This window comes from Pseudomonas putida group bacterium ESBL64, assembly GCF_045277175.1.
Lineage (GTDB): Bacteria > Pseudomonadota > Gammaproteobacteria > Pseudomonadales > Pseudomonadaceae > Aquipseudomonas > Aquipseudomonas alloputida.
Window position 1 is genome coordinate 5,023,508 of sequence record NZ_CP145799.1, and the last position, 23,210, is coordinate 5,046,717.

General features: G+C 62.4%; 22 protein-coding genes and 1 tRNA gene. 7 read left to right on the forward strand and 16 right to left on the reverse strand.

Going from position 1 to position 23,210, the window contains the following annotated elements:
- Positions 1 to 56 precede the first annotated feature (56 nt).
- Positions 57 to 1,271 (forward strand): SAM-dependent methyltransferase, encoded by a 1,215-nt coding sequence (locus V6093_RS22780; RefSeq protein ID WP_004575154.1) that lies wholly within the window; start codon positions 57 to 59, stop codon positions 1,269 to 1,271.
- Between the two features lie 33 nt (positions 1,272 to 1,304).
- Here the strand turns inward: V6093_RS22780 and V6093_RS22785 are convergent, their stop codons facing one another.
- From V6093_RS22785 to V6093_RS22815, 7 genes are all read right to left on the reverse strand, one after another.
- Positions 1,305 to 2,315 carry a DUF4917 family protein gene (locus tag V6093_RS22785; RefSeq protein WP_047604443.1) on the reverse strand — a complete coding sequence of 337 codons (1,011 nt, stop codon included), beginning with the start codon at positions 2,313 to 2,315 and terminating at the stop codon, positions 1,305 to 1,307.
- A 202-nt stretch (positions 2,316 to 2,517) separates the two neighbouring features.
- The gene (locus V6093_RS22790; protein ID WP_100774460.1) at positions 2,518 to 4,224 is read right to left on the reverse strand and encodes a SulP family inorganic anion transporter; all 1,707 of its coding nucleotides are present in this window, start codon (positions 4,222 to 4,224) and stop codon (positions 2,518 to 2,520) included.
- Positions 4,225 to 4,434: 210 nt separating this feature from the next.
- Positions 4,435 to 4,508: transfer RNA gene (locus V6093_RS22795), tRNA-Gly, on the reverse strand.
- A gap of 111 nt (positions 4,509 to 4,619) precedes the next feature.
- Positions 4,620 to 5,507 (reverse strand): (R)-3-hydroxydecanoyl-ACP:CoA transacylase, encoded by an 888-nt coding sequence (phaG, locus tag V6093_RS22800; protein WP_003252003.1) that lies wholly within the window; start codon positions 5,505 to 5,507, stop codon positions 4,620 to 4,622.
- A 336-nt stretch (positions 5,508 to 5,843) separates the two neighbouring features.
- Positions 5,844 to 6,542 carry a pseudouridine synthase gene (locus tag V6093_RS22805; RefSeq protein ID WP_047604446.1) on the reverse strand — a complete coding sequence of 233 codons (699 nt, stop codon included), beginning with the start codon at positions 6,540 to 6,542 and terminating at the stop codon, positions 5,844 to 5,846.
- Positions 6,543 to 6,550: 8 nt separating this feature from the next.
- On the reverse strand, positions 6,551 to 6,763 hold the full coding sequence (locus tag V6093_RS22810; protein WP_003252007.1) for a cysteine-rich CWC family protein: 213 nt from the start codon (positions 6,761 to 6,763) through the stop codon (positions 6,551 to 6,553).
- On the reverse strand, positions 6,756 to 8,237 hold the full coding sequence (locus V6093_RS22815; protein WP_265979029.1) for a diguanylate cyclase: 1,482 nt from the start codon (positions 8,235 to 8,237) through the stop codon (positions 6,756 to 6,758). The genes V6093_RS22810 and V6093_RS22815 overlap by 8 nt, the downstream gene beginning before the upstream one ends.
- Before the next feature lie 212 nt (positions 8,238 to 8,449).
- Here V6093_RS22815 and V6093_RS22820 point away from each other — a divergent pair, with 212 nt between their 5' ends.
- Positions 8,450 to 8,899, forward strand: coding sequence for a hypothetical protein (locus V6093_RS22820; protein ID WP_047604449.1), 450 nt, complete (start codon positions 8,450 to 8,452; stop codon positions 8,897 to 8,899).
- A gap of 44 nt (positions 8,900 to 8,943) precedes the next feature.
- Here V6093_RS22820 and V6093_RS22825 read toward each other — a convergent pair whose 3' ends face one another.
- Complete coding sequence (locus V6093_RS22825; protein ID WP_003252013.1) at positions 8,944 to 10,050, reverse strand: enoyl-CoA hydratase/isomerase family protein; 1,107 nt, start codon at positions 10,048 to 10,050, stop codon at positions 8,944 to 8,946.
- Positions 10,051 to 10,176: 126 nt separating this feature from the next.
- Between V6093_RS22825 and ung the strand changes: the two genes are divergently transcribed.
- Entirely contained in the window at positions 10,177 to 10,869 is a 693-nt protein-coding gene (gene ung, locus V6093_RS22830; protein WP_003252014.1) for a uracil-DNA glycosylase, read from the forward strand.
- 26 nt (positions 10,870 to 10,895) lie between these two features.
- Here the strand turns inward: ung and V6093_RS22835 are convergent, their stop codons facing one another.
- From V6093_RS22835 to V6093_RS22860, 6 genes are all read right to left on the reverse strand, one after another.
- Positions 10,896 to 12,578 (reverse strand): bifunctional metallophosphatase/5'-nucleotidase, encoded by a 1,683-nt coding sequence (locus V6093_RS22835; protein ID WP_179053441.1) that lies wholly within the window; start codon positions 12,576 to 12,578, stop codon positions 10,896 to 10,898.
- A gap of 90 nt (positions 12,579 to 12,668) precedes the next feature.
- Positions 12,669 to 13,724, reverse strand: a complete 1,056-nt coding sequence (locus tag V6093_RS22840) for an AbrB family transcriptional regulator (RefSeq protein WP_121784022.1) — start codon at positions 13,722 to 13,724, stop codon at positions 12,669 to 12,671.
- A complete protein-coding gene (locus V6093_RS22845) occupies positions 13,717 to 15,231 on the reverse strand; it encodes a tripartite tricarboxylate transporter permease (RefSeq protein WP_003252019.1) in 1,515 nt (504 codons plus the stop codon). Before V6093_RS22845 ends, V6093_RS22840 begins: the two co-directional genes overlap by 8 nt.
- Position 15,232: 1 nt before the next feature.
- Positions 15,233 to 15,691, reverse strand: coding sequence for a tripartite tricarboxylate transporter TctB family protein (locus tag V6093_RS22850; protein WP_014859157.1), 459 nt, complete (start codon positions 15,689 to 15,691; stop codon positions 15,233 to 15,235).
- Positions 15,692 to 15,890: 199 nt separating this feature from the next.
- Positions 15,891 to 16,871 carry a tripartite tricarboxylate transporter substrate binding protein gene (locus V6093_RS22855; protein WP_003252023.1) on the reverse strand — a complete coding sequence of 327 codons (981 nt, stop codon included), beginning with the start codon at positions 16,869 to 16,871 and terminating at the stop codon, positions 15,891 to 15,893.
- Positions 16,872 to 16,917: 46 nt separating this feature from the next.
- Entirely contained in the window at positions 16,918 to 18,207 is a 1,290-nt protein-coding gene (locus V6093_RS22860; protein WP_003252026.1) for an OprD family porin, read from the reverse strand.
- Positions 18,208 to 18,407: 200 nt separating this feature from the next.
- On the opposite strand from V6093_RS22860, the gene V6093_RS22865 reads away from it, so the two are divergent.
- A complete protein-coding gene (locus V6093_RS22865) occupies positions 18,408 to 19,079 on the forward strand; it encodes a response regulator (protein ID WP_047604453.1) in 672 nt (223 codons plus the stop codon).
- The gene (locus V6093_RS22870) at positions 19,072 to 20,451 is read left to right on the forward strand and encodes a sensor histidine kinase (protein WP_003252031.1); all 1,380 of its coding nucleotides are present in this window, start codon (positions 19,072 to 19,074) and stop codon (positions 20,449 to 20,451) included. The genes V6093_RS22865 and V6093_RS22870 overlap by 8 nt, the downstream gene beginning before the upstream one ends.
- Before the next feature lie 65 nt (positions 20,452 to 20,516).
- Here the strand turns inward: V6093_RS22870 and V6093_RS22875 are convergent, their stop codons facing one another.
- Both V6093_RS22875 and V6093_RS22880 read right to left on the reverse strand, forming a co-directional pair.
- Positions 20,517 to 21,323: an HDOD domain-containing protein gene (locus tag V6093_RS22875; RefSeq protein ID WP_004575165.1), complete on the reverse strand. Its 807-nt coding sequence runs from the start codon at positions 21,321 to 21,323 to the stop codon at positions 20,517 to 20,519.
- 55 nt (positions 21,324 to 21,378) lie between these two features.
- Positions 21,379 to 22,320 (reverse strand): folate-binding protein YgfZ, encoded by a 942-nt coding sequence (locus V6093_RS22880; protein ID WP_004575166.1) that lies wholly within the window; start codon positions 22,318 to 22,320, stop codon positions 21,379 to 21,381.
- 133 nt (positions 22,321 to 22,453) lie between these two features.
- On the opposite strand from V6093_RS22880, the gene V6093_RS22885 reads away from it, so the two are divergent.
- Together V6093_RS22885 and V6093_RS22890 are read left to right on the forward strand one after the other, a co-directional pair.
- Positions 22,454 to 22,708: a succinate dehydrogenase assembly factor 2 gene (locus V6093_RS22885; protein WP_003252043.1), complete on the forward strand. Its 255-nt coding sequence runs from the start codon at positions 22,454 to 22,456 to the stop codon at positions 22,706 to 22,708.
- On the forward strand, positions 22,692 to 23,150 hold the full coding sequence (locus V6093_RS22890; protein WP_054888635.1) for a protein YgfX: 459 nt from the start codon (positions 22,692 to 22,694) through the stop codon (positions 23,148 to 23,150). The genes V6093_RS22885 and V6093_RS22890 overlap by 17 nt, the downstream gene beginning before the upstream one ends.
- Positions 23,151 to 23,210 lie beyond the last annotated feature (60 nt).

Sequence of the window (23,210 nt, forward strand, 5' to 3'; positions counted from 1 at the left end):
ACAGGGTGCCTGCGGCACGTTAGAATAGGCGTTCCGCGACCCAAGGCCCCCTTTTCATGTCCGCCAGTACTTCTGCCTCTTGCGCGCCGGATGCGCGCGCTCAGTTTCTCGACCTGCTGAACGCCGCCCTGTACGGCGAAACCCTGGTCAAGCTGGTGCTGGCGCGCCATGTCGGTGCCGACCAGACCTTGCAACGGATCATTGCCAAGCCGTTGCAGGTCAAGGGCCAGCCGTGCCTGTCGCTGGTCTACCGCCACCAGACCCGCGACATCACCCGCAACCTGCCGCTGGACCAGGCCCAGGTGCTGGTTGCCGAACTGCTGCCGGACAGCTTCCGCAATGCTCATCTGTTCGATGCTGACGGCGAAGTGCAGTTGACCTTCAGCAAGAAGGGCAAACCGATGCTCCAGCGCCACGGTGCCCAGGCACCGCGCGTGGCCGATGCGGGCAGCGGGCATGACCGCGAGAAGAAGCGTTATCTGGAGCTGTCGCGGCCGTTTCTGCGCGACCTCGGTGTGACCGACGCACAAGGCGCACTGATCCCGTCCATGTCACGCAAGTGGAAGCAGATCAACAAATTCATCGAGGTCTTCGATCACGCCCTGGCCAATGCACCGGTGTCGACGGAACAGGCGCTGCGGGTGGCCGACTTCGGTTCGGGCAAGGGCTACCTGACCTTTGCCATGCATGACTACCTGCGCAACAGTTTGGGCCGTGACGCACAGGTGACCGGCGTGGAGCTGCGCCAGGACATGGTCGACCTGTGCAACGCCGCGGCCGCACGCCTCGACCACCCGGGCCTGGAGTTCCAGTGTGGTGACGTACGCAGCGTGGTGCCTGAGGCCATCGAGGTGATGATCGCCTTGCATGCCTGTGACATCGCCACTGACTACGCCATCCACACCGGTATCCGCTGCAACGCCGCGATCATCATGTGCTCGCCGTGCTGCCACAAGCAGATCCGCCCGCAATTGCACAGCCCAGGGTTGCTGCAACCCATGCTGCAGTATGGCCTGCACCTGGGCCAGCAGGCCGAGATGCTGACCGACAGCCTGCGTGCGCTGTACCTGGAAGCCTGTGGCTATGAAACCAAGGTGTTCGAGTTCATCTCGCTGGAACACACCAACAAGAACAAGATGATTCTTGCGGTGAAGCGTCGGCAGGCGGGGGATAACGGGGCGTTGCTGGAGAAGATTGCCCAGCTCAAGGCGTTCTATGGGGTGCAGGAGCATTGCCTGGAAACGTTGTTGCGCGCGGATGGGTTGCTCTGACGCCACCCACCGTTACGCCTGCCGGGCACCTTGTCAGCGCTGAGCAGAGGGCACTTCGATAGCCAATGCTGCCTGCCCCAACGGATGGGTGCTGGCATCGAAGAAATGCAGCACCGTTCCCGGCAAATCTCCGAAACGATCTGCAAAATGCTGCTTCTGATTGATCACCGACGCCTCGCCCAGCGGCCGAATGGCAATGGATAGCTGTTGCGGACGGGCTTGGCGCACAGCGTCGAGCAGGTGCCGGTCACTGCTGTCCAGATGCTGCCCGAACAGGCATATCCCTTGGTTTTCCTGCGCCAGCTGCCCCAGGCACCAGCTCAGATAGTCCGAGTTGCGGATAGCGCGCAGTTTCTCGTCGCTGCGGTCTTCGTTGACGAACAGCGGTACTTCACCCGGGATATTCACGGCAAACCCATCGAGCAGTTCGGCGCTTTCAGCGCTGCGCTGGCGGGTGGTGCCGTCGGGCAACTTGAGCAGGTGCAGGCCGCCATGCAGGTGCAGCACCCGGGTGCCTTCGCTGCCGGTGCGTCGCACGTCGAAATAGCCTTGTTCGTCGAACAGTTCGGCGAAGCCATTCGGGGCGTGCTGCACGGCCCATGGCAGCACCAGGTCGTAGTTGCTGGTGTAGACGCTTCGATAGGCGCGCAGCGCCTGATTGAGGGTTGCCAGTGTGGCCTTCGGCATCAGCGGCCAGGGCAGATGCACCGTGCGCACGGCGTGAATCAACGCTTCCTTGATCGAGTAGTAGCGGTTCAGCGGCGCGGTGGAGTTGATGGCCAGTGCGGCATTGGTACGCACGGTGGTGTTGAGGGCGCTGAGCACCGGCTCGAACAGTTCCGTGCCCAAGGACTTGAACAGTGCCTGGTCACTGACTGCCAGGCCTTTCTTGCGGCCTGCGCGTTGCGCTTGCTCGAACAGCGAGAAGTAGCCGAACGGCTTCCATACTGCGCGGCTTGCGCCATTGCCCAGCAGCAGGGCGTCGCAGGGGTGGCGGGCGGCGAGTTCTGGCCAGGGGGTAAGGGTGGCATCAAGTGCGGGCATGCTGGATCCGTTGGGTGGTGCGGGGAACGGGGCGACTTTAGCATGTCATGCGAGGTATGCGAGGGTTGGTGTCAAGGCGAGGTTTTGTGTTGCCTGTGCTGGCCCTTTCGCGGGTGAACCCGCGCCTACAAGTCCATGTAGGAGCGGGTTTACCCGCGAAAGGGCCAGCACAGGCGCAGCACGTTGAACAGGATGAAAGCCGCTAACCCTGTTCGGTCACTTGCACACTGCGGTTTCGGTTGCGCCACACGCGGTACGCACGAATCCCCGCGCGTACCGAGCCGAATAGCAGTTTTTCTTCCATGTCCCGCGCCATCCCCGAGCGCACCAGCATGCGCAGGAAAGTGCCACGGGCGCGGGCGATGGCGAAGAGGATGCCTTGAGCCGCCAGGGTGTCACGCACTTCGCGCAGGGCGGCGATGCCGCTGACATCAATGCTGGTTACCGCTTCGGCATCGAACAGCACGGCTTTAGGCTGGTCCTGGCTTTGCACGGCTTCTAGCAGGCGCATCTTGAAGTAGTCGGCATTGAAGAACAGGATGGCGTCGTCGAAGCGGTACACCACCAGGCCAGGTACGGTGCGGGCGTCTTTGAACTTGCGGATGTCCACTTGGCCTTCGGTGCCCGGCAGCCAGCCCAGTACGGCATCGGTGGGCTGGTAGATGCTGTAAAGCAGGCGCAGGATCGCCAGGGTAACGGCAAACACGATGCCGGGCAGCACGCCCAGGCCCAGTACGCCCGCCGTGGTCAGCAGGCACAGCCAGAACTCGAAGCGGCTTAGACGCCGGATATGCCCCAGCGATTTGATGTCGATCAGCCCCCAGCCTGCCATCAGCAGCACGGCGCCCAGCGCAGCCTGCGGGATCCAGGCCATGGGTGCGGTGAAGAACAGCAGGATCAGGGCAATCACCAGTGCCGCGATGATGCCTACCAGCTGGCTTTTGCCACCGACCATGTCGTTGACTGCTGTGCGCGAGTCGGCACCGCTGATGGCAAAGCCCTGGGAAATCCCGGCCGCCAGGTTGCTCACGCCCAGGGCGACGAATTCGTGGTTGGCGTTGATCGCATAGCCATGCCGGGCGGCAAAGCTGCGTGCGGTAAGCATGGCGCTGCAGAAGCTGACGGTGGCGATACCCAGGGCGTCGCGCAGCAGGCTCTTCATTTCCGCCAGGTTGCTGTGTGGCCAGGCCAGCTGCGGGATGCCTGCAGGTACCGGCCCAAGGACGGCAACGCCGAAGCGGTCGAGGCCGAACAGGCCAACCAGCAGCATGAACAGCGCCACTACCGTGAGGGCTGCGGGCAGGCGCGGGTAGCGCCGTGGCAGCCAGATGAGCAGGCCCAGGGCGGCCAGGCCGATGATCAATGTGACCCAGTGAATTTCCCCCAGGCGCTGGAAGAAGTTGATCAGGCTGAGGATGAAACCGTCGCCCTCGATCTGGAAGCCCACCACCTTGGACAGCTGCCCGGCGATCAGGCTCAGGCCGATACCGTTGAGGTAGCCGATCAGGATCGGCCGCGAGAAGAAGCTGGCGATGAACCCGGCGCGCGCCAGGCCCGCGGCAATCAGCATCACGCCGACCAGCACGGTGACGATCACCGACAGTTCGACGATGCGCTGCGGGTCACCCAGGGCCAGCGGTGCCACGGCACCGGCGATCATCGCGCAGGTGGCGGCGTCGGGGCCGACCATCAGCTGGCGCGAGCTACCGATCAGCGCATAGACCATCATCGGTAGCACACAGGCGTACAGGCCATATTGCGGCGGCAGCCCGACGATCTGCGCATAGGCAATGGCAATGGGAATCTGGATCGCGGCTACCGACAGGCCCGCTTGCAGATCGGCGTGGAACCATTCACGGCGGTAGTGCAGCAGGTTGGCAAGGCCCGGTAGCCAGCGGGAGAGAAACATGCGTTGTCCTTTCGAATGGTTTCACGAATCCATTGAGCCTATCCGCCACAAGCCGTTTTGCTTGCGCACGCAAAGGCCCGATGCGCATTGAAGCGGATCGGTGGGTAAATGGCCATGGGCCAGGTCAAGGCAGGATGAAAAACGAAAAAAGGAGCCAAGGCTCCTTTTGACTGCGATGACGTTGCTGGAACGCCATGCGGGAATGCGATGTGGAGCGGGTAGAGGGAATCGAACCCTCAACTAAAGCTTGGGAAGCTTTCGTTTTGCCACTAAACTATACCCGCATCTGAGCTCGACTTTTTACCAGAACCTTCAGCGAATTAGAAGCCCAAGTTATAAAAAAGCTTGTCGGCGCCCTGTGACCTGCGGGTATTGGCTACAAGGCGCCGAGCCGCTCAGATGGCAAATGCATGCTGCCCCTGTTGCACGGGTTGGTAACGTTGGCGGGGTTCACGCACGGTTGGCTTGAGGAACCCCAGCATGACACTGCGGGTGTTCTCGCAGGCGGTCTTGTTCTCCATGTCCAGGAAGTGGCCCGCATCGCGGATCACGCTGAACTGGCTTCTGCCCACATGCTTGCTGAACTGCCGCGCATCTTCGACCGTGGTGTACTCGTCGCGTTCGCCGTTGATGAACAACACCGGGATGTTGATATTGCGCGCGCCTTGCAGCGCACGTTCCAGGTCGTGCTCCAGCACCTGGTTGATGTGGAAGTGCATCTGTGCGTACTCGTGGCTGTCCAGGCTGCTCACATGGCGGTAGTTGAAGCGTTTGAACAGCGACGGCAAGTGCTTGCCGATGGTGTCATTGACCAGGTTGCCGACCTGATAACGGTCGCAGGCGGCCAGGTACTGGCAGCCACGGTCCAGATAGTCGCGCATTGGCTCGTTGATCACTGGCGAGAACGAACTCACCACTGCCTTCTTCACGTACCGCGGCTGGTGCGCCAGCGCCAGCAGCGTGCTTGCGCCACCCCACGAAAAAGACATCACGTGGTCTGCCTGGAAGTGCTCGATCAGCTCAAGGAGGATATGCGCCTCGGTCTCCTTGCTGATCAGCCGTTCCTGACGGTTGTGCGGCTTGGACTTGCCTGAATACGGCTGGTCGAACAGAACCACGTTGAACTGTGGGTGCAGGTTACGTACCGTCTGGGCGAACGAGGCCGTGGTGGCCAGCGAGCCGTTGATCAGGATGATCGTGTTTTCGGCCGCATCCGCGCGATAGAACTCCGTGTAAACCCGATACTGACCTTGGATATCAAGTACAGCGATTTCTGGCCTCATGTCATCGACTCCTGGCGCAAAAAGGGTATTCGCGTCACCTAGGGTGCACGTTCTTTATGACAGGTAGGCATTTGCCTGAAGATAATCCGGGGGCCCTGTGTCGATCCTTGGCACTTGCGTCGACGGTATTGTTTTTGGCGGGCAATTTGCCGTGCCCCAAGGCATCTAGGCTTTGGGTGGCCGGCAAAAAGTGTCATTGGCTGCAGGTGTGACTTGGTAGTCACATGCAGACTGACGATTTGGATTCAAGCAGTGGGTTGGGGATCGCGCAAGTGCCGTTCGGTAAGTAATGTGACTTTTGTCGCTGAGCGGTCGTGTGACGACACCGGCTGTCTGTCACGCCTGGACAGTGGCTATCTCATTGGCCGTCAGTTCACGATACTCCCCCGGCGCCAACCCCGGATCCAGCCGGATCGCTCCCATGCTCTCCCGATGCAGCCCCACCACCTTGTTGTTGAAGTGCCCGAACATGCGCTTGACCTGGTGGTACCGCCCCTCGACGATCGCCAGCCGGGCTCGGTGGGGGCCGAGGATGTCCAGCTGGGCTGGTTGGGTGGTGAGGTCTTCGAAGGCAAAATAGAAACCCTCGCGAAACTTGGCCACATAGTGCTCGCCAATCTCGTCCTCGGTGTCCACCAGATAATGCTTGGGCAGCTTTGTGGCAGGCTGGGTCAGGCGCCGTGACCACTGGCCATCGTTGGTCAGGATCATCAGGCCGGTGGTGTTGAAATCCAGGCGCCCGGCTATGTGCAGGTCATCTCGCAACGCCGTGGGCAGCAGGTCGAGAACGGTACGGTGTTGCGGATCGTGGGTGGCGCTTACGCAGCCAGTGGGCTTGTACAGCATCAGGTAGCGGGCCGGCCGGCCGGTCTGCAGCAGTTGCTCGTCCAGCTCTACGCGGCTGAATTCACGCACGTCGGTCAGCGGGTCACTGGCGACCTTGCCGTCCACCCGCACGCGGCGTTGCGCCAGCATCAGGCGAACTTGCTGGCGGTTGTAGCTGGGCAGGTTGGCGAGGAAACGGTCAAGGCGCATGGCAACGATCAGTGGGCAGCGGATGGACGGAGCTGTTCTTCAACGGCGGCGCAGCGCGGGCACAGACAGGCCTTGTTACGCAGTTCATCGGGCAGGGCCTGAAGCACGGCCGGGTCGATGGTCACGCTGTAGCACCAACATGCCTGGGTGGCACGGCGTGGGTCGGCCAGGCTGCACTGGTTGAGGGCACCGCAAGCGGGGCAGTGTTGCTTGTCATTCATGGCGGGTATCACTGCAGACGCGGTTGCGGCCAGCCTGCTTGGCACGATAAAGCGCTCGGTCGGCGCGGGTCAGCAGGGCGTGCAGGGTATCCCCCGGTTGCAGGCTGCTCAGGCCGATGCTGGTGGTCAGTCGCAGCGGCTGGTTGTCGTAACTGAAGGTCAGCTGTTCGGTGCGTCGCCGGATCTTTTCCGCCACCTCGATGGCCTGGCGGCCTTCAGCTTCGCGCAGCAGCACGATGAATTCCTCACCGCCCCAGCGGCACAGTATATCTGACTGACGCAGGCTGCCTTGCAGCACATTGGCGAATTGGCGTAGCACTTCGTCACCTGCCAGGTGGCCGTGGTTGTCGTTCAGTGCCTTGAAGTGGTCCAGATCAATCAGCAAGGCCACCAGAGGGCTATTGTCGCGCCGGGCTTCTCGCAGCGCCTGGGCGGCGAGCAGGTCGAAGCTGCGCCGGTTGTGCAAGCCGGTGAGGCTGTCGAGCGTGGCCAAGGCTTCGGTGCTGGCCTGGTGGCGGCGGACCATGGCATGCACCAGTGCCAGCACCACCAGTGTGATCATCGTACAGATCGCCAGGTTCAGGTACAGCGCGTGGCGAATGCGGTCGAGGACGCCGGTTTCGCGTTTGTCCACCAACAGGTACCAGTCCAGTTCGGGGAGGTGGCGAACATTGAGAAAGTGGCTGTGGTTTTCGCTGTCATGGTACTCGTGGCTGCCTTCGCCCGGCACCCACTGCTCGGCCAACATGGCCTTCAGCTCAGGGTTGTCGCTGAGTGACTGGCCAACTTGCAAACCATGCGGGCCACCCTCGGAGCCGGTCAACAGCACCTTGCCTTTGGCATCGGTGAAGAGCACCGCGCGCTGGTAGCGGCGTTGGTACTGATCGATCAGCTTGACCACCGACGATACGCTCAGCCCTACGCCTGCCGCGCCGATGAAGCGCTGCTGGTAGTCGTGCACTTGGTAATTGATGAACACGGTCAGGCTGTCTTGGTTGGCCATGTCCAGATCGACGTTGATCTCATAAGGGGCCTTGAGCTCACGCAGACGGAAATACCAGGCATCACGCCAGGTGCCCGGTTCGACGTGCTTGAGCACGCCTTTGGCCTGGTAGTAGGTCCGCGTGCGATCGGACACGAAAAAGGACGTGAAGATATCCTGCTTGCCCATGACCTCGCCCAGGTAGCGGGTCATGCGTTCGGTATCCTGCTCGCCTGACAGCACCCAGTCGCGCAGGAAGGTGTCCTGGGCCATCATCGAGGCGATCAGCACCGGGCGGATCAGGTCTTTCTGGATTTCCGAGTAGACAGTGTCGGAGGTCAGCGGCAATTCGGTATTGATGATGCCGTCGCGGATGGCGCTGCGAGAGGAGAAGTAGCTGAGCAGCGAGGTGGCCAGGAAGCCGCAGGCCAGTAACACGAGCAGGGTAACGATCAGCGAGCGTTGCGAGAACAGAGCGGAACGTAAGGGCATGATCTTCCCGTGATGTGTGCCGAGCCGCTTATTCTAGTGAGATGGCCGACAAATGACTGCAAGTTTTTCAGGGTTATTTCAGCTGTATCAAGTTATTGCAGAAATGGCACTGCACCTGCGCGCCGCTGTCTTAGTCAGTGTCGATTGACGCATCTCGTATCGACGCTCGCCAGCGCCGCTGTTCGGGCACTCCAGCGGTCCAGGAGGCCGCCATGTCCTATCGAATCCTGTTGATCGCCCTGCTGGGGCTGATGACTTCGGCCTGCGCCCCGTACTATGAACGCGGGGGCTACTACCGTTCGGACTACTACTCCACCGACCGCTATGTGGCGCCGGGGTATTACCGCTATGACCGGTACTATGTAGCGCCTGCGCCGCGCTACTACTATCAGCCTGCTCCCCGTTACTACAATCGGTCGGCCCCTGTGCCCCATTACCGGCCCTATTCGCAGCCGAGGATGAACCAGTGGCATGGCAACCCGCGCTATGACTACGGCAATCGCCAGCGGCAAGACTACCGGCAGGACCGGGATCGCCATGACTATCGCAATGACAGCCAGCGTTACCGGCAGGGCGACCGGCACTCCAATCGGCAGGTTGACGACCGCGGGCGCTGGGACGGGCGGGGCGGGCAGGGGCGAGGAGGAAACTGGCAGCGCTAGCTGAGCGGAGGCGGGGGCTGAAAAGCAGCCCCCGCATCAGCAGGCTAACCCACATCCGCCAATGGGTGCCGTCCTTCCCATGCCTTGGCAAAATGCGCCTCGACTACCGCCGCCGGCACTTGCGCCACATCAGGCCAGTGCCAGCGCGGCTGGTTGTCTTTGTCCAGCAGGCGAGCGCGCACGCCTTCACTGAATTCAGGGTGACGGCAACAGTTCAGGCTCATGCTGTATTCCATCTGGAACACTTGCGCCAACGAGAGGTACCGCGCCCGGCGGATTTGCTCCCAGACCAGATGCGCCGTCAGCGGGCAACCCTCATGCAGGCGTTGGCCGGCATCTGCCAGCAATGGGTCGTCATGCTGCTTGAGCCTTTCCAGCGCGCGCCAGGCTGAAGCCGCATCCGCCACGTCGAGTAACTGATCGATCACATGCCGTCGTGGCAGCCACTGGGCATCAGGCAGCTCGGCGCAAGCACGATGCTGCTCGGCCTTGAGCAAGCTGTTCAGTTGTACGGCGGTCTGCTCCTGCCAGTTGAGTTGCAGCAACTCCTCGATCAAGGCCTCTTGCTGGTGCTCGCCCAGAAAACGGTCAGCCAGGCCCAGGTCAAGGGCATCGCGGGCGTTGATCGGCGCGCCGGTCAGGCCGAAGAACAAACCCAGCTTGCCCGGCAGCCGGGCCAGGAACCAACTGGCGCCTACGTCAGGGTACAGGCCGATGCTGATTTCCGGCATGGCCAGCCGGCTGCTGGGTGTGACGATACGTACATTGGCGCCTTGCAGCAGCCCCATGCCGCCACCCAGCACATGCCCATGACCCCAGCAGAGTAACGGTTTGGGGTAGGTGTGCAGGGCAAAGTCCAGGCGGTATTCGGCGGCGAAGAAAGAGGCCGCCAGCGGCGGGACACTGCCGGGGTGGTCGCGGCAGGCTTGCACCAGCGCACGGACATCGCCGCCTGCGCAAAAGGCTTTTGCCCCGTTGCCGCGCAGCAGCACGCAGACGATACCCGGGTCGCGGGCCCAGGCATGCAGTTGTTCGCCCAGCACTTCGATCATCGGCAGGGTCAGGGCATTGAGCGCCTTGGGCGCATCCAGGGTGGCGATGCCGATGCGGGCGCCATCGACGCCGGTGAGTACCTCGCAGTGAATGGTCATGGACTACCTCTCGCAAGTCATCGCTCAAGTATGGCTTGCCTGGCCAATCATGCCGGTCGTCGGTCGGATCGTTTGACAAGCGCGAAGGGCTTACCTAGTGTCGCGCCATTGTTTATGGAAGGCCCCATGACTGACGACGATCGCATCAAACTCGAACCCAGCTGGAAGGCCGCATTGCGCGGTGAATTCGACCAGCCTTACATGCACCAGCTGCGCGAGTTTCTGCGTGGCGAGTACGCTGCTGGCAAGGAAATCTACCCGCCAGGGCCGCTGATCTTCAATGCGCTCAATTCGACACCGCTGGACCAGGTGAAGGTGGTCATCCTCGGTCAGGACCCGTATCACGGGCCGGGGCAGGCCCATGGCTTGTGCTTCTCGGTGCAACCGGGCGTGGCCACGCCGCCGTCGCTGGTCAATATCTACAAGGAGCTGCAGCGCGACCTGAACATCCCGATCCCCAGCCACGGCTACCTCCAGAGCTGGGCAGAACAAGGCGTTCTGTTGCTCAACACGACCATGACCGTCGAGCGCGCCAATGCCGCGTCGCATGCCAAGAAAGGCTGGGAATTGTTTACCGACCGGATCATTCAAGTGGTCAGTGAGCAATGCCCGAACGTGGTATTCCTGCTATGGGGGGCGCATGCACAGAGCAAGCAGAAGCTGATCGACGGTACCAAGCACCTGGTACTGAAGTCGGTCCATCCTTCGCCGCTGTCGGCGTATCGCGGGTTCATCGGTTGCGGGCATTTCAGCCGTACCAACAGCTTCCTCGAGCAGCGGGGGCTCGGGCCCATCGACTGGGCACTGCCCCCGCTGTGAGAAACCGGGGTGGGGTACGCAATCGCTCAGGGCGTCATGCTGATGCGCGGCTCGCTGCGCTGGCCAATTGCAATACCCCGCTCATGGTTCTGGCGTACATACGCCACCAAGGCTTCCAGGTCGGAGATGCCGGTGTCCTGGCGTCGCCTTCCTTCTTTGAAAGTGGCCAAGCCACCGCCACCATCGGCCAGGAACAGGTTGCTGACGACGCGATAATGGGTCAACGGCTCAACGGGTTTGCCGTGAAGACGCACACTGCCCTCGACGACACGGCTGCCGACAGGCCGTGAACCATCCCACTCATAATGAAAACCCTTCGATACTTGCAGCGGATTGAAACTGCCCCTGTTCCATTGAAGGTTGAGCAGTTCGGTAATCTGCTTGCCTGTCAGTTCCTGAACCACCAGTGGGTTATTGAACGGTTGTACGGCGAATAATTGTTCGTAGGTCAGGTCGCTATCGGCAGGCTGGATAAGATCACTGCGCAGCCCACCCAGGTTGAGAAAGGCAACTTGTGTCTGAAACGCTTGGGTCATGGCCAATTGGGCATCCGTGACCAGGTTCCCCAAGGTTGTTTCACCGGCGGCATTTTCTTTGCGGTCAAGTTCTGCCGTCGAGATGCGTCCTATGGGTTCGAGCAATTTTTCCCCGGACCGCTGACGCACTTCCTCCAGCAAACTCGTCAACTTGGCATTCGGCAGGTAGTTCTGTGGGTCAGCAGGAATATTGCGGGCGGTGATGTTCGTGACGTGATGGGTGCCTGGCGTTACCTGCAACTTCAACTGAGTCAGGAAGTGGCCGTATTTGCCAGCCTGAGTGATGCTCAGGTCACCCACCTTGCATTGATAGCTGGCATGCGAGTGACCGCTGATGACAGCATCTACCGCAGGATCCAGCCGCTTCGCCACGTCGACGACCGCGCCACTCAGCTGGCTGCAATCCTGCGTGTCGAACGGCTCGACGGTATCCCCTCCTTGGTGCATGACCGCAATGATTGCATTGACGCCTTTGGCCTTGAGCTCTGGAATCACGTCATTGATGGCTTGCGCTTCATCCGTGGCTTTGAGCCCTGCGAATGCGCTGGCCGAGACCACTTTTTCCATGTTGCGCGGCACAGCTCCGACGAACGCTATCTTGACCCCTTTTACCTGCTCAATGTGATAGGCCGGTAGCAAGCGCTTGCCCGTGGTGGTATCGATCAGGTTGGACGCTATGTAAGGGAAGCCACTTCCTGGATAATTGCCGCGAAACGTGCAGGCCTTTTCAGGGCGCGTTGACTCGCATCCTCCGTGGATCTGACGAAGAAACTCGGCCTTGCCTGCATCCAGTTCGTGGTTCCCGGATGCGCTGACAATCATGCCCATCGCGTTCAAGGCCTCAAGCACAGGCTCGTCAGCCCACAGCGCAGAAATGGCGGGGCTGCCCCCTATCAAGTCGCCAGCCCCGATGAACAGCAGATCGGGGTCCTGCGTTCGCAGTTCATCGAGCATGGCGCCGAGTGTGGCGATGCCGCCGTAGGTCAGGCGGGTAGCGCCTTGCGCGCCGGCGTAGTCCTGGGGGTTGGGCTCCAGGTAGCCGTGAAGATCATTGATAGCCACGACGTTGATCTGGACGGGGGCAGGTGGCTGTGCGGCAAGGCTGCCTGCGCTGATGGCAAGGCATGCCCAGGCAATAGCCGAGCGATAGTTGCAAGAAAGACGGACTTTCATCATTACCTCTTGAATGCCGGGAAGTGTGGGTTTGCTGGCGATCAGGGCAGCAATCCGACTCTATTCATCCGGGCATTGGGCAAGTGGTAACTATCTATCTTCAGGGGGCTTGCCGCTTGAATACCTGTTGTCCCACCACCGGAAAAGCGGTTCTGCAAGAAACAACACCAGGATCAGGCGCATCACCTGCAGCGCGGTCACCAGCGGCACTGACAATTGCAACGTTTCGGCCGTGAGGCTCATTTCGGCGATCCCGCCAGGCATCATCCCCAGTGTCAGCGAACGCAAGTCCAGTGCAGTCATCATGCTCAGCACCCACGCGGCACTGGCGGCAATCGCCATGCACAACGCCGTGGCCATCAAGGTGCGTCCCAGGAACGACGGTGCGCGGCGGAAGAACGCGCGGTTGAAGTGGCAGGCCAGGCCACTGCCGATGAGCCACTGGCCGATCTGGCTGGCGCCGTTGGGCAGGGCGATCTGCAGGTTGCCGGCCAGGCTGACCGTAGCCGCGACCAGCAATGGCCCGAACAGCCATGGGTTGGGCTGGCGCAAGCGCTGCCAGAGCAAGGCAACGGCAACGCCCAAGGGCGCAATCAACGCCAGCCAGCCCCAGCTCACGCTACCGGTGTGGTTCAGTGGTACCCCGTCACCCAGCAGAAACTTGAACAGCGCCGGCACGCACAGCACCACTGCCAGCACACGCAAGCTTTGCGCTGCCGCCACCTGGCTGAGCACCGCGCCATTGCGCGCCCCAAGGTTGACCATCTCGCCCGAACCGCCAGGCATGCTGGCGAAGAACGCGGTGGCGCGGTCTTCGCCGGTTCGCCGCAGCAGCCATACGCTGATCACGCTGGACAGGGTGGTGAACAACGCACCGAAGCAGATCAGCGCGAAATGGCTGGCCACTTGATCGATCACCGCGGGGGTGAAGTGCAGGCCAATACCGATGCCGATGATCCACTGCCCACACTTGCGGCCGTTGGGGATTTCCGACAGCTGCCAACGCGTCAGGCAGCGCACCAGGATGATCGCCAGCAATGAGCCGACCATCCATGGCAAAGGCCAGCCGACCTTGCTGGCGGCAAAACCGCCAGCAAGGCCGACCAGCCCGGTCGCGACGAACAATGGCAACGACCGATCAGGCATCGGCCAGGGCCCGGCGCTGCAGGCTGCGTTTGCGCCAGATGCGCAGCAGCGGCAGGGCGAGCATCAGCACTACCAGCGCCCAGACGCCCATGCTGATCGGGCTGGACCAGAGGATGCCCAGTTCACCGTTGGAGATCGACAGCGCCCGACGCAGGTTTTGCTCCATCAGCCCGCCGAGGATGAAGCCCAGCAGAATCGGCGACAGAGGGAAGTCCAGCTTGCGCAGGATGTAGCCCATGATGCCGATACCGACCATGAGGAACAGGTCGAAGGTGGTGGCATGCACGGCGTACACACCGATCGCGGTGATGATGGCGATCACCGGCACCAGCGCCCAGTTTGGCACGGCGAGGATGCGGGTGAAGATGCGGATCATCGGGATGTTGAGGATCACCAGCATGATGTTGGCGACGAACAGCGAGGCGATCAGGCCCCAGACAATATCTGGCTGCTGTTCGAACAGCAGTGGGCCAGGGGTGATGTTGTACAGGGTCAGGGCGCCGATCATCACAGCTGTGGTGCCAGAGCCCGGTACGCCCAGGGTCAGCATCGGGACCAGGGCGCCACAGCAGGACGCACCAATGGCCGTTTCCGGCGCTGCCAGGCCACGGGCATCGCCTTTGCCGAACTTGCCGCTTTCCCCGGCCATGCGTTTCTCGGTCATGTAGGCCACGGCGCTGGCCAGCGTTGCGCCGGCACCGGGTAGAACACCCATGATGAAACCGAGCAGGCCGCAACGGATGTTGACCAGGAACACCGAGGCCGCTTCCTTGAAGTTGAACAGCATGCGGCCGGTAGCCTTGACCGCCTGGTGGCCATGGTGGGTCTTTTCCAGCAGCAGGAGGATTTCGCTGATGGAGAACAGGCCCAGCACGAGGACCACGAACTGAATGCCGTCGGCCAGGTGCACGCTGTCACCGGTGAAGCGGTACACGCCGCTGTTGGCGTCGATGCCGACCGCCGACAGGAACAGGCCGATGAGAGCGGCAATGAAGGTTTTCAGTGGTTTGTCACCGGCCATGCCACCCAGCGCGACGATGGCGAACACCATCAGCACAAAGTACTCCGCCGGGCCGAAGGCGATGGCCCATTTCGCCAGCAGCGGGGCGAACAGCACCATGCCGCAGGTGGCAATGAAGGCGCCGATGAACGAACTCCAGGCCGACAGCGACAGCGCGACGCCTGCCAGTCCTTGGCGAGCCATTGGGTAGCCGTCCAGGGTTGTCATCACGGTCGAGGCTTCGCCCGGGATGTTCAGCAGGATCGAGCTGATACGCCCGCCATATTCGCAGCCCAGGTACACCGCCGCCAGCAGGATCAGCGCCGATTCCGGCGGCAGGCCGAGGGCAAAGGCGATGGGGATCAGCAGGGCCACGCCATTGATCGGGCCCAGGCCCGGCAGCAGGCCGACCACGGTGCCGATCAAGGTGCCGGAGAGGGCGGTGACCAGGTTGTAAGGGGACAGGGCAATGCCGAAGCCCTGGCCCAGGTAGCTCAAGGTATCCATGTCAGTTCTCCAGTACGCTCAGCAGGCCAAGGGGCAGTGGCACGTCCATCACACGGTCGAACAGCCAGTAGAGGAAAATGCTCATGCCGGCCACCACAATGGCGCTTTGCAGCCAGCGGCCACCGTACAGCCGAGCCATGGGCAGGCCGACCAGGATGGCGCTGAGGATGAAGCCGAGCGCTTCAAAAGTGGCGGCGAAGACGATCAGCAGGCCGACACAGGCGGTGATCTTGATCAGGGTCTCGCGGTCCAGTTCCGGTTCGTCATCCTTGCGCACGATGGGCGTTGGGCGGAACAACAGGTACAGCAGGCCCAGCCCCATCAGGCCTAGCACTAACAACGGGTAAGCGCGCGGGCCCACCGGTTCATAGGAAAATGCAGCCTGATAGGGCCAGGCCATCACGGCCAGGGCGGCACACACCACTAGCAGAGCCAGGGCGAAAATGCGTTGAAGGATCATTGGGGAATCCTCGTTGGGATTGCTCAAGTGAGATGCACATCCTGTGGGAGCGGCCTTGCGTCGCGATCGGGCGCGAAGCGGCCGCTAAACCTGCCGATGCGATCTGTCCGAAGCATCGTATCGGCTGTGCCAGGGGCCGCTTCGCGCCCGATCGCGACACAAGGCCGCTCCCACAGGGGTGGTGGTGAGTTCGACAGGCTTACTGGATCAGGCCGAATTCCTTGGCCAGTGCCTTGTAGTCAGCCACTTGCTTCTTCACATAGCCGTCCAGCTCTTCGCCGGTCATGGCGAACGGGAACAGCTCGCGCTGGTCTCGCAGCTTGGCGAAGTCCTCGGAGGCCAGCATCTTGTCGAACGAGGCCTTCCACCAGGCGTAGTCCTCGTCGCTCACTTTTGGCCCCAGGTAGAAACCGCGCACCACCGGCCAGACGATGTCGTAGCCCTGCTCCTTGGCAGTAGGGATGTCTTTCATTTCCGGCTCGTCCAGGCGGTTTTCAGAGAACACCGCGAGGATGCGCATGTTGCCGCTCTGGATGTGCGGCATGGAGTCGGAAATGTCGGTAGAACCGACCTGGATATGGCCGCCCAGCAATGCCGTGGCGATTTCGCCGCCGCCCTCCAGGGCCACGTAGCGCAGGTCGCGCGGGTTTATGCCTGCGGCCTTGGCGATCAACGCGGTCTGCATCCAGTCCTGGCTGCCGACGGTACCGCCGGAACCGATCACGACCTTGCTCGGGTCTTTCTTCAGCGCTGCGACCAGGTCATCAAGTGTCTTGTAGGGCGAGTCGCTCTTCACCGCGATGGCACCGTAGCTGGTGCCGACGGCAGCCAGCCATTTCACTGCGTTTTCGTCGAAGCGGCCGAATTTGCCCTGAGCCAGGTTAAGCAGTGAGCCACTGGACCAGGCCACCAGCGTGCCGGCGTCTGCCGGGCGCTGGGCGACCACGGCGTTGTACGCGACCGCGCCGACACCGCCGGGCATGTAGGTGACGCGCATCGGCTTGCTGAGGATTTTTTCTTGTACCAGTGCGCTTTGCACCAGCTTGCAGGTCAGGTCGAAGCCACCGCCAGGGGAGGCGGGTGCGATGCATTCGGGGCGTTTCGGTTCTGCAGCGAGGGCGTTGCCGGCCAACAGCAGGCAGCCGGTAGCGAGGACGAGGCGGCGCAGTGAAAAGGTCATCGTCGATCTCCGTGAGCGTTGTTGTTATTGGATTACCGCTATGGGGTTACCACAGCGCCACGCTGTAGCTGACCAACAGCCTCACTTCATCCGCGTCACGGGCGAAGTTGGAGCGGAAGGTGGCGTTGCGCAGGCGCACGGCGACGTTCTTCAACGGGCCGCTTTGTACCACGTACTTCAGTTCGGTGTTGCGTTCCCACTCTTTGCCTTCGCCACCGGCAGCACGGCTGACGTTGTCACCGCTGATGTAACGGGTCATGAAGGTCAGGCCCGGTACGCCGAGCGCGGCGAAGTTGTAGTCGTAGCGCGCCTGCCAGGAGCGTTCGTCGGCACCGGCGAAGTCGTTGATCTGGACGAAGTTGACCAGGTACGGGTCGGCGCCATCCACATACGGGAAGGCACTTTCGCCAGACAGCTGCTGCCAGGCGGCGCTGACCTTGTGCCCGCCCAGGGCATAGCTGAGCATGCCGTTGACGGTGGTGTTGTCGATGTTGCCGGCCTTGGCTGCACCGGCGTCGTCGCTGATGGCAAGGCGCAGGTCGGCACCCAAGGTGCCCGGGCCCCATGGCTGGGTGGCGACCATGCCGATGAAGTGCTGGCGGTAAATATCGTCGAGCTGGGCGAAGTGGTAGCTGCCGGTGATGCGGTCGGTGAACTGGTAGTCGAGCCCGCCCAGGGCCAGGTTGTCAGCGCTGAAGCTGCCACCGAAGCGGCCGTTCTTGTTGTTCAGCGCCAGGTCTTCCCAGTTGGTGTCGTTGCGGTCCTTGGCCTTGTCCAGGCGGCCACCGGTGAAGGTCAGGCCCTTGATCTCTTTGGAGGTGAGCAGGCCGCCCTCGAAGGTTTGCGGCAGGATACGCCCGTCGTTGGGCTGCAGGGTCGGCAGTTCGGGGATCAGGGTGCCGATCTTGAGTTCAGTCTGGGAGATCTTCACCTTGCCGGTCAGGCCCAGCTTGGAGTATTCGTCGGCAGCCTTGCCGTCATCGTGGGTCGGCAGCAGGCCGCTGTCGGTACGGTCGGGGCTGGAGTCGAGCTTGATGCCGAGCATGCCCAATGCGTCCAGGCCAAAGCCCACGGTGCCATCGGTGTAGCCAGACTCGAAATTGAGGATGAAGCCCTGGGCCCATTCATCGCGCTTGGATTGCTGCGCGCTGGTGCCGTCGCGGAAGTCGCGGTTGAAGTACATGTTGCGGGTTTCGAAGGTGGCCGTGCTGTCTTCGAAGAAGGCGGCCTGGCTCATCGGGGCGACACCGGCAAGCGCGAGGGCGCTGGCGATGGCTGAGGGGCGTGCGGCAAAGGAACGGGTAGGCGCGAACGCCTGCGGCTGCAATGACAGCATCGTCGATGACTCCGTTTATTGTTCTTATTCGTTGCACCTTGCTGGTGCTTTTTTCGGCGCGAAGGGCGACCGTGGTGCGATGCTAGGCAACGAACCTTTCGCTAACCTTTCAGCGTGAAAGGTTTGTCACGAGGGGCTTCACAGGCGTGGTGACAGCGGTACACTCCGCGCCACCGCCCCACCCGAGCCGGGAGAATCCGATGCGTGTGCTACTGGTCGAAGACCACCTGCAACTGGCCGAAAGCGTGGCCCTGGCCTTGAAAAGCCATGGCCTGACCGTAGATGTGCTGCATGACGGCGTGGCTGCCGACTTGGCGCTGGCCAGTGAGGAATACGCCGTGGCCGTGCTGGATGTCGGCCTGCCGCGCATGGACGGCTTTGAGGTACTGGCGCGCTTGCGAGGCCGTGGCAAAACCTTGCCAGTGTTGATGCTGACTGCGCGCAGCGACGTCAAGGACCGGGTCCATGGCCTGAACCTGGGCGCCGACGATTATCTGGCCAAGCCGTTTGAGCTGACCGAGCTGGAAGCGCGGGTCAAGGCCTTGCTGCGCCGCAGTGTGCTCGGTGGCGAGCGCCAGCAACGTTGTGGGCCGCTGGTGTATGACCTGGACACCCGGCGCTTCACCCTCGGTGATGACAACCTGACGCTGACCTCCCGCGAGCAGAGTGTGCTGCAAGCGCTGATCGCTCGCCCGGGCCGGGTGATGAGCAAGGAGCAGCTGGCTGCCCAGGTGTTTGGCCTGGACGAAGAAGCCAGCCCTGACGCCATCGAAATCTACATTCACCGCCTGCGCAAGAAGCTCGACGGGCACTCCGTAGCCATCGTCACGTTCCGTGGTCTGGGTTATTTGCTTGAGCACCGCGATGCGTGACAACGGCAGCCTGCGCGGGCGCTTGCTGGGTAATTTGGCGCTGTTGCTGGTGGTGCTGATGCTGGCCAGCGGCCTTAGCGCTTACTGGAATGGCCGCGAGGCCGCCGACACCGCCTACGACCGCACCCTGCTGGCTTCGGCGAGAACCATCGCCGCGGGCCTGTCGCAGCGCGATGGTTCGTTGAGCGCGGATGTGCCTTACGTGGCGCTGGACACGTTCGCCTATGACAGTGCGGGGCGCATTTACTATCAGGTGCTGGATATCCAGCAAAGGCTGATTTCTGGCTACGAGAACCTGCCGCCACCGCCGCCTGGCACGCCGCGCACCGACGACTATCCGGCATTGGCACGGTTCTACAATGCCACTTACCTGGGCCAGGACGTTCGTGTGGTCAGCCTGCTGAAGCCGGTCAGCGAGCCGAACATGAACGGCATGGCAGAAATCCGCGTAGCCGAAACCGAGGAAGCGCGGGTGCGTATGGCCCGAGGGTTGATGGCCGATACCCTGCTGCGCCTGGGCATGCTGGCACTGGGGGCGTTGGTGATGGTGTGGTTTGCCGTGAGTGCCGCGTTGCGGCCGTTGGAGCGCCTGCGCACAGCGGTGGAGGAACGTCAGCCGGACGACTTGCGAGCGTTGCCGGTGGTGCAGGTACAGCGCGAGCTGGGCCCGCTGGTGCGCGCCTTGAACCACTTTACCGAGCGCTTGCGTGGCCAGTTCGAGCGCCAGGCGCAGTTCATTGCCGACGCGGCCCACGAACTGCGAACGCCGCTGGCGGCGTTGAAGGCACGTGTCGAGTTGGGCTTGCGCTCGGCCGAGCCACAGGAGTGGCGGCAGACCTTGGAGTCTGCAGCCCAGGGCACCGACAGGCTGACCCACCTGGCCAACCAGCTACTGTCGTTGGCGCGGGTCGAGAATGGCGCACGGGCCATTGCCGAGGGCGGTGCGCAGCGTCTGGATTTGAGCCAGCTGGCCCGTGAACTGGGCATGGCCATGGCGCCATTGGCGCACAAGCGCGGGGTGTCGCTGGCGCTGGAGGCCGAGGCGCCGGTATGGCTGAAGGGGGAGCCGACGTTGCTCAATGAGTTGTTGAGCAACCTGGTGGACAATGCCTTGGCGCATACACCAGCGGGTGGCAATGTGATTTTGCGGGTAATGGCGCCGGCGGTGCTGGAAGTGGAAGACGATGGGCCAGGTATTCCCGAGGCCGAGCGCGAACGGGTGTTCGAGCGGTTCTACCGGCGAAGTGCGCAGGGCAGTGGATTAGGGCTGGCGATCGTTGGCGAGATCTGTCGGGCGCACCTGGCGCAGGTGAGCCTGCATGATGGCGAGAAGGGCGGGTTGCGGGTGCGGGTGAGTTTTATTGCGGATTGAGGGTTTGCCTGTGTCGACCCTTTCGCGGGCTCACCTGCGAAAGGGCCCTGGCAGGCTGTTACAGCTCAGCGCAACATGCTCCGCGCCTCTAGCAGTTCATCGACCTCCAGCTCGGTGCCAAACGGCAGCCCCAGATGGCGGTAAGCCGGCAGCGCAGCCAATGGCCGGTGGCGCCCGCGCTGACTGATGCAGCGGGCGATCTGCACAATGTCGATGTAATCAATCTTGTCAGTCTGGCGGTCCAGGTCATGAACCTGGCTCGGCAGGTTGACCAACTGCTCCGGAAACTCCCAGGCCTTGAGGATCTTGTCCCCCAGCACCGGCTGGAGTTGCTCGATCACGTAATGCAGGCAAACCGGGTCGGACAACAGTTCGTTGTGCTCTTCGGCATAGATGAGTACCGGCAGCGCGCCAATCTGGTTGACCAGCCCACCCAAGGTGGCCTGGTCAGGCTTCAGAGGTGTAAAGCGACGGCAGATTTCGTAGCTGATGCCCGCCACTTCCAGGCTACTGGCCCAGATATCGCGCAGTTTCTGCTCGACTGCCGGCGAGCGGGCATGGAAAATCTGCTCGATCACCAGGCCGATGGCCAGGTTGCAGCTGTAGTTGATGCCTAGCCGCGTGATGGCGGTATGCAGGTCGGTCACCTCGACCGCAGCACGCAGCAGTGGGCTGTTGACGACCTTGATCAGGCGCGCTGAAAGGGCCGCGTCGCGGCCGATCACCTTGCTCAGGGCCGCTACGCTGATCTCGTTGTCTTCCGCTGCTTCGCGGATGCTCAAGGCAACCTCGGGCAGGGTTGGCAGGACCAGGTCATCCTTTTCGATGGCGTCGAGCAATTGTGCTTGAACCAACTCGGCCAGCTTGTTCATGGGCATGTCTACCGCAGTGGTGGTGCGGCCCCGCCACAGGGGTGGGGCAGGCTGGTCAGCGCTGGATTTCCCGGTCGCGGTCCAGTTCGTAAGGCAGGGTCAGCACCTGCAGGCGCGGGCCTTCGAGGCTGCCCAGGTGCAGGTTGCCGTCTTCCACCGCCTCGGCGCTCAGCACTGCGAGCAGTTCGCAGCCGGCGCCGTTGCCGGCAGCAATGACCACTTCACCGACCGACGACCCATGGGTGGGCGAGAAGATCTCGGCGCCCGGGGCCGGAATGGCCTGCTGGTCCAGAGCCAGGCGGTACTGGCGGCGCTTGAGTTTGCCCAGGTACTGCATGCGGGCGACGATTTCCTGGCCGGTGTAGCAGCCTTTCTTGAAACTGACGCCGTCGACGGCCTGCAGGTTGATCATCTGCGGGATGAACAGTTCACGGGTCGGGCCCATGACCTGGCCGATACCTGCGCGAATCTGGCCCAGCAGCCAGTCGTTGAGCGTGCCTTCGGGCAGCGCTGCGGCGAGGGCCTGGCGTACAGGCTCGGCGTCAGCCGCCGGCACCCACAGCTCAACCCGGCCGGCGGACACGGCGATCGCGATCAGCCCGTCATGGCGCACGGTGCTACCGGCGGCTGCGGGCACGACAAGCCCCAGCGCCTGCAGCGCGGTGTCGCCATCTTGCAGGCCGAAGCGTGCCCATGCGGTGCTTTCGTCGGTCAGCGTGGCCTTGGAGAATACGGCGTACTTTTTCAGGTCGGCCAGTTGCGCGTCGAGCAGTTCGCTGGCCATGGCCAGCAAGTAGCCGTTGCCCTCGGGCACTATGCGGAAGCTCGACTGCATGCGCCCCTTGACCATGCAGCGGGCGCCGAGGCTGGCGTGTTCCTGGCTGAGGTAGTTGATGTTGCAGGTCAGCTGGCCTTGCAGGAACTTGCCTGCATCGGAGCCGCGGACGGCGAGGATGCCCTCGTGGGACAGGGGGCAGAAGAAAGCGGAATCGGCCATGGGTCATCGCGGTGGCTAAAGACTGGCGGCCATCATAGAACGCCGGTAACAAAATAGGTAGGTGACTAGACCAACGCCCGGTGTCGCTTCGCGCGCCGGGCTGTATACTGGCGGCCCATTCGAGGAGGGCCCCATGGTCGAACAAACTGAACTCAACCGGCTTTTCTGGCACAGCCGCCGCGGCATGCTGGAACTGGACGTACTGCTGGTGCCTTTCACCCAGGAAGTCTACCCCACCCTCAATGAGACCGACCGTGAACTGTACGTGCGTCTCTTGAGCTGCGAGGATCAGGACATGTTCGGCTGGTTCATGGAGCGCACCGAGTCCGAAGACCCGGAACTGCAGCGTATGGTCCGCATCATTCTGGACCGTGTCCAGCCCAAGTGAGTGTTTCGAGTGCCGTTGGCAAGGCTCGCGCCTGCTGCTGACGGCCTACCTGGCTTGTCAGGTACTGGCGTGGCTTGCCGTGTGGGCGAGCCCGCTGCCCGGGTGGCTGGCCTTTTCTGTTGTCGCCGCCTGTACGGCCCACGCTGGCTGGGCCATTCCCCGACGTATTCTGTTGACCCATGAGCATGCTGTTGTCGGCCTGCGCCGTGATGTGCGGGGCTGGCAGGTGTTCAGCCGTGCTTGTGGGTGGCAGTCAGTGCGCTTGTGTCGGGATAGTGTGGCGTTGCCTGGGCTGGTGGTGTTGCGCTTTGAGCGGGCGGGGCGGTGGTTGGGGCAGAGCCAGTGCGTACCGCGGGATGCGCTGGGGCCGGATGAGCATCGGCGATTGCGGGTGCGGTTGAAGTTCAGCCGGCGGCGCTGGGCTGCGGTGAGCCGGGCATAGATCAGCACCGGGTCAGTTTCTTCGCAGGCTCGCCCGCTCTCACAGGTACTGCGCAAAACT

Coding starts and splice junctions, on each gene's coding strand:
- V6093_RS22780 (WP_004575154.1), top strand. CDS start 57: ATGTCCGCCAGTACTTCTGCCTCTTGCGCGCCGGATGCGCGCGCTCAG.
- V6093_RS22785 (WP_047604443.1), bottom strand. CDS start 2,315: ATGCCCGCACTTGATGCCACCCTTACCCCCTGGCCAGAACTCGCCGCC.
- V6093_RS22790 (WP_100774460.1), bottom strand. CDS start 4,224: ATGTTTCTCTCCCGCTGGCTACCGGGCCTTGCCAACCTGCTGCACTAC.
- phaG (WP_003252003.1), bottom strand. CDS start 5,507: ATGAGGCCAGAAATCGCTGTACTTGATATCCAAGGTCAGTATCGGGTT.
- V6093_RS22805 (WP_047604446.1), bottom strand. CDS start 6,542: ATGCGCCTTGACCGTTTCCTCGCCAACCTGCCCAGCTACAACCGCCAG.
- V6093_RS22810 (WP_003252007.1), bottom strand. CDS start 6,763: ATGAATGACAAGCAACACTGCCCCGCTTGCGGTGCCCTCAACCAGTGC.
- V6093_RS22815 (WP_265979029.1), bottom strand. CDS start 8,237: ATGCCCTTACGTTCCGCTCTGTTCTCGCAACGCTCGCTGATCGTTACC.
- V6093_RS22820 (WP_047604449.1), top strand. CDS start 8,450: ATGTCCTATCGAATCCTGTTGATCGCCCTGCTGGGGCTGATGACTTCG.
- V6093_RS22825 (WP_003252013.1), bottom strand. CDS start 10,050: ATGACCATTCACTGCGAGGTACTCACCGGCGTCGATGGCGCCCGCATC.
- ung (WP_003252014.1), top strand. CDS start 10,177: ATGACTGACGACGATCGCATCAAACTCGAACCCAGCTGGAAGGCCGCA.
- V6093_RS22835 (WP_179053441.1), bottom strand. CDS start 12,578: ATGAAAGTCCGTCTTTCTTGCAACTATCGCTCGGCTATTGCCTGGGCA.
- V6093_RS22840 (WP_121784022.1), bottom strand. CDS start 13,724: ATGCCTGATCGGTCGTTGCCATTGTTCGTCGCGACCGGGCTGGTCGGC.
- V6093_RS22845 (WP_003252019.1), bottom strand. CDS start 15,231: ATGGATACCTTGAGCTACCTGGGCCAGGGCTTCGGCATTGCCCTGTCC.
- V6093_RS22850 (WP_014859157.1), bottom strand. CDS start 15,691: ATGATCCTTCAACGCATTTTCGCCCTGGCTCTGCTAGTGGTGTGTGCC.
- V6093_RS22855 (WP_003252023.1), bottom strand. CDS start 16,871: ATGACCTTTTCACTGCGCCGCCTCGTCCTCGCTACCGGCTGCCTGCTG.
- V6093_RS22860 (WP_003252026.1), bottom strand. CDS start 18,207: ATGCTGTCATTGCAGCCGCAGGCGTTCGCGCCTACCCGTTCCTTTGCC.
- V6093_RS22865 (WP_047604453.1), top strand. CDS start 18,408: ATGCGTGTGCTACTGGTCGAAGACCACCTGCAACTGGCCGAAAGCGTG.
- V6093_RS22870 (WP_003252031.1), top strand. CDS start 19,072: ATGCGTGACAACGGCAGCCTGCGCGGGCGCTTGCTGGGTAATTTGGCG.
- V6093_RS22875 (WP_004575165.1), bottom strand. CDS start 21,323: ATGAACAAGCTGGCCGAGTTGGTTCAAGCACAATTGCTCGACGCCATC.
- V6093_RS22880 (WP_004575166.1), bottom strand. CDS start 22,320: ATGGCCGATTCCGCTTTCTTCTGCCCCCTGTCCCACGAGGGCATCCTC.
- V6093_RS22885 (WP_003252043.1), top strand. CDS start 22,454: ATGGTCGAACAAACTGAACTCAACCGGCTTTTCTGGCACAGCCGCCGC.